Genomic DNA, 3,564 nt, shown 5'->3' with positions numbered 1-3,564 from the left:
CCTTGGCAGTCAGAGGCGATGAAAGACGTGGTAGCCTGCGAAAAGCTTCGGGGAGTCGGCAAACAGACTTTGATCCGGAGATGTCTGAATGGGGGAACCCAGCCATCATAAGATGGTTACCTTACACTGAATACATAGGTGTATGGAGCGAACCAGGGGAACTGAAACATCTAAGTACCCTGAGGAAAAGAAATCAACCGAGATTCCCTTAGTAGTGGCGAGCGAACGGGGTGCGAACCAGGGGAACTGAAACATCTAAGTACCCTGAGGAAAAGAAATCAACCGAGATTCCCTTAGTAGTGGCGAGCGAACGGGGACTAGCCCTTAAGTGGCTTTGAGATTAGCGGAACGCTCTGGAAAGTGCGGCCATAGTGGGTGATAGCCCTGTACGCGAAAATCTCTTAGTCATGAAATCGAGTAGGACGGAGCACGAGAAACTTTGTCTGAATATGGGGGGACCATCCTCCAAGGCTAAATACTACTGACTGACCGATAGTGAACTAGTACCGTGAGGGAAAGGCGAAAAGAACCCCGGAGAGGGGAGTGAAATAGATCCTGAAACCGTATGCGTACAAGCAGTGGGAGCCTCTACTGACTGACCGATAGTGAACTAGTACCGTGAGGGAAAGGCGAAAAGAACCCCGGAGAGGGGAGTGAAATAGATCCTGAAACCGTATGCGTACAAGCAGTGGGAGCCTACTTGTTAGGTGACTGCGTACCTTTTGTATAATGGGTCAGCGACTTATTTTCAGTGGCGAGCTTAACCGAATAGGGGAGGCGTAGCGAAAGCGAGTGGTGACTGCGTACCTTTTGTATAATGGGTCAGCGACTTATTTTCAGTGGCGAGCTTAACCGAATAGGGGAGGCGTAGCGAAAGCGAGTCTTAATAGGGCGTCTAGTCGCTGGGAATAGACCCGAAACCGGGCGATCTATCCATGGGCAGGTTGAAGGTTGGGTAACACTAACTGGAGGACCGAACCGACTACCGTTGAAAAGTTAGCGGATGACCTGTGGATCGGAGTGAAAGGCTAATCAAGCTCGGAGATAGCTGGTTCTCCTCGAAAGCTATTTAGGTAGCGCCTCATGTATCACTGTAGGGGGTAGAGCACTGTTTCGGCTAGGGGGTCATCCCGACTTACCAAACCGATGCAAACTCCGAATACCTACAAGTGCCGAGCATGGGAGACACACGGCGGGTGCTAACGTCCGTCGTGAAAAGGGAAACAACCCAGACCGTCAGCTAAGGTCCCAAAGTTATGGTTAAGTGGGAAACGATGTGGGAAGGCTTAGACAGCTAGGAGGTTGGCTTAGAAGCAGCCACCCTTTAAAGAAAGCGTAATAGCTCACTAGTCGAGTCGGCCTGCGCGGAAGATGTAACGGGGCTCAAACCATACACCGAAGCTACGGGTATCACTTAGGTGATGCGGTAGAGGAGCGTTCTGTAAGCCTGTGAAGGTGAGTTGAGAAGCTTGCTGGAGGTATCAGAAGTGCGAATGCTGACATGAGTAACGACAATGGGTGTGAAAAACACCCACGCCGAAAGACCAAGGTTTCCTGCGCAACGTTAATCGACGCAGGGTTAGTCGGTCCCTAAGGCGAGGCTGAAAAGCGTAGTCGATGGAAAACAGGTTAATATTCCTGTACTTCTGGTTATTGCGATGGAGGGACGGAGAAGGCTAGGCCAGCTTGGCGTTGGTTGTCCAAGTTTAAGGTGGTAGGCTGTTAATATTCCTGTACTTCTGGTTATTGCGATGGAGGGACGGAGAAGGCTAGGCCAGCTTGGCGTTGGTTGTCCAAGTTTAAGGTGGTAGGCTGGAATCTTAGGTAAATCCGGGATTCTAAGGCCGAGAGCTGATGACGAGTTGTCTTTTAGACGACGAAGTGGTTGATGCCATGCTTCCAAGAAAAGCTTCTAAGCTTCAGGTAACCAGGAACCGTACCCCAAACCGACACAGGTTAAGGCCGAGAGCTGATGACGAGTTGTCTTTTAGACGACGAAGTGGTTGATGCCATGCTTCCAAGAAAAGCTTCTAAGCTTCAGGTAACCAGGAACCGTACCCCAAACCGACACAGGTGGTTGGGTAGAGAATACCAAGGCGCTTGAGAGAACTCGGGTGAAGGAACTAGGCAAAATGGCACCGTAACTTCGGGAGAAGGTGCGCCGGTGAGGGTGAAGGACTTGCTCCGTAAGCTCATGCCGGTCGAAGATACCAGGCCGCTGCGACTGTTTATTAAAAACACAGCACTCTGCAAACACGAAAGTGGACGTATAGGGTGTGACGCCTGCCCGGTGCCGGAAGGTTAATTGATGGGGTTAGCTAACGCGAAGCTCTTGATCGAAGCCCCGGTAAACGGCGGCCGTAACTATAACGGTCCTAAGGTAGCGAAATTCCTTGTCGGGTAAGTTCCGACCTGCACGAATGGCGTAACGATGGCGGCGCTGTCTCCACCCGAGACTCAGTGAAATTGAAATCGCTGTGAAGATGCAGTGTATCCGCGGCTAGACGGAAAGACCCCGTGAACCTTTACTATAGCTTTGCACTGGACTTTGAATTTGCTTGTGTAGGATAGGTGGGAGGCTTTGAAGCGTGGACGCCAGTTCGCGTGGAGCCAACCTTGAAATACCACCCTGGCAACTTTGAGGTTCTAACTCAGGTCCGTTATCCGGATCGAGGACAGTGTATGGTGGGTAGTTTGACTGGGGCGGTCTCCTCCTAAAGAGTAACGGAGGAGTACGAAGGTGCGCTCAGACCGGTCGGAAATCGGTCGTAGAGTATAAAGGCAAAAGCGCGCTTGACTGCGAGACAGACACGTCGAGCAGGTACGAAAGTAGGTCTTAGTGATCCGGTGGTTCTGTATGGAAGGGCCATCGCTCAACGGATAAAAGGTACTCCGGGGATAACAGGCTGATACCGCCCAAGAGTTCATATCGACGGCGGTGTTTGGCACCTCGATGTCGGCTCATCACATCCTGGGGCTGAAGCCGGTCCCAAGGGTATGGCTGTTCGCCATTTAAAGTGGTACGCGAGCTGGGTTTAGAACGTCGTGAGACAGTTCGGTCCCTATCTGCCGTGGACGTTTGAGATTTGAGAGGGGCTGCTCCTAGTACGAGAGGACCGGAGTGGACGAACCTCTGGTGTTCCGGTTGTCACGCCAGTGGCATTGCCGGGTAGCTATGTTCGGAATAGATAACCGCTGAAAGCATCTAAGCGGGAAACTAGCCTCAAGATGAGATCTCACTGGAACCTTGAGTTCCCTGAAGGGCCGTCGAAGACTACGACGTTGATAGGTTGGGTGTGTAAGCGCTGTGAGGCGTTGAGCTAACCAATACTAATTGCCCGTGAGGCTTGACCATATAACACCCAAGCAATTTGCTGTGTGTAAGCGCTGTGAGGCGTTGAGCTAACCAATACTAATTGCCCGTGAGGCTTGACCATATAACACCCAAGCAATTTGCGTCGAAAGGCCAGATTGCGGTATGTGAAGACGATAGAACCGAAAGTTCGATCTCACAAAACACCGAAAGCTGTCACATACCCAATTTGCTGAAGCGAGGCCATCAGG

1 rRNA gene is annotated in these 3,564 nt (G+C 51.4%); it reads left to right on the top strand.

The window, feature by feature from the left end:
- A 23S ribosomal RNA gene (locus tag AO240_RS06210) occupies nucleotides 1-3,355 on the top strand; the annotation flags it as partial.
- Nucleotides 3,356-3,564: the final 209 nt, after the last annotated feature.

This window comes from Pseudomonas sp. ICMP 460 (assembly GCF_002723595.1).
In the GTDB taxonomy this organism is placed as follows: Bacteria; Pseudomonadota; Gammaproteobacteria; order Pseudomonadales; family Pseudomonadaceae; genus Aquipseudomonas; species Aquipseudomonas kitaguniensis.
Note: the sequence above shows the minus strand (reverse complement) of the source record. Positions and strands in the feature narration are given on the sequence as shown.